1 protein-coding gene is annotated in these 1,593 nt (G+C 70.4%); it reads left to right on the top strand.

What is annotated here, in order from left to right; translation table 11 throughout:
- Positions 1 to 1,496: FAD-binding oxidoreductase (locus E2651_RS43080; protein ID WP_135336710.1), on the top strand; the 1,496-nt coding region annotated here is incomplete at its 5' end.
- Positions 1,497 to 1,593: the final 97 nt, after the last annotated feature.

The raw sequence follows: 1,593 nt of genomic DNA, 5'->3' as shown, positions 1-1,593 counted from the left end.
GGGGCGGGGGCGGCGGAGGTGCCACCTCCAGCAGCGCCGCGGGCTCCGGCACTCCCATCCGTACGTCGAGCGCCTCCGCGTCCGCAGCGGCGAACCTCAAGGCCCTCGCCAAGGACCTGGACGGCACGCTGGTCAGGCCCGGTGAGGCCAAGTGGGCGGCGGCCAGGCAGCTTTACAACACCCGCTACGACACGCTGAAGCCGACGGCGGTCGCGTACGTGGCGGGCCCCGACGACATACGTACGACCCTCGCCTACGCCCGCGCCCACGAAGTCCCGGTCTCCATACGCAACGGCGGCCATTCCTACGGGGGTTGGTCGTCAGGCACGGGCCGCCTCGTCATCGACGTATCGAAACTGAACAAGACACGGGCGAGCGGGACGACGGCGACGGTCGGCGCGGGCGCGAAGCTGATCGACGTCTACCGAGGGCTCGCCGCGAAGGGCGTGACGATTCCGGCGGGCTCCTGCCCGACGGTGGGCGTCTCGGGCCTGACGCTGGGCGGCGGCCACGGCGTGGTCTCACGGGCGTACGGCCTGACCTGCGACAGCCTCACGTCGGCGACGCTGGTCACGGCGGACGGCAAGCTGGTGACGGCGAGCGCGCGCGAGAACAAGGAACTGTTCTGGGGCCTGCGGGGCGCGGGGAACGGGAACTTCGGGGTGGTGACGGAACTGACCTTCCGCACCCACGCCGCCCCGCAAGGTGTCTCGGCCTACATGACCTGGCCCTGGTCGAAGGCGGCGGCGGTCATCAAGGCGTGGCAGGAGTGGGGCCCCGACCAGCCGGACGAGATATGGTCCTCGGCCCATCTGGCGAACACGCCGGGCGGCACACCCACGGTCTCGGTCGCATGCTTCTCTCTCGGTACGTACGGGGAACTCCAGAACGCGGTGGACCGCCTGGCCGACAAGATCGGCGCTCCGGCGCGCAGCGTCTCCCTCAAGCGACGCTCCTACGAGGAGTCGATGGAGGTGTACGCGGGCTGTTCGTCCTTCTCGTCGGACGCCCAGTGCCACCTGCCGGGGACGACGCCGGGCCGTAGCCCCCAGGGAGCCCTCAACCGCGAGACGTACGCGGCAAGCTCCGACTTCTTCGACCGCTCGCTCTCGGCTGCGGGTGTGCGGGCTCTACTGACCCAGGTGGAGAACGTGACGGGGGCGAGCGCGGGCAGCATCGCGCTGACGGCTCTGGGCGGGGCGATCAACCGGGTGGACCCGGGGGCCACGGCGTTCGTGCACCGGCGCTCTCGGATGCTGGCGCAGTACATCGCGTCCTGGCGCGCGGGCACGTCCGGCAAGCCGGCCCAGGCCTGGCTGAAAACCGCCCATGGGGCCATGGCGCGCTACGCCTCCGGCGCGGCGTACCAAAACTACGCGGACCCCACGCTGACGAACTGGCGCAAGGCGTACTACGGCGACGCGGCCCCCCGCCTGAAGAAGCTGAAGCAGCAGTACGACCCAAAGCGCTTCTTCGACTTCCCTCAAGCACTGTGACAGCCCGTCCGGCGTTTGAGGACGAACTCGGCGGAGCCGGTGATCTGGCGAGCCATGAGCCCGACGAAGCCGGAAAGTTCCGGGAAGGGGTGCGGGG

It is taken from the genome of Streptomyces sp. MZ04 (assembly GCF_004684775.1).
GTDB lineage: Bacteria > Actinomycetota > Actinomycetes > Streptomycetales > Streptomycetaceae > Streptomyces.
The sequence above is the reverse complement of the archived record's forward strand: the minus strand, read 5'-3'. Positions and strand labels throughout refer to the sequence as shown.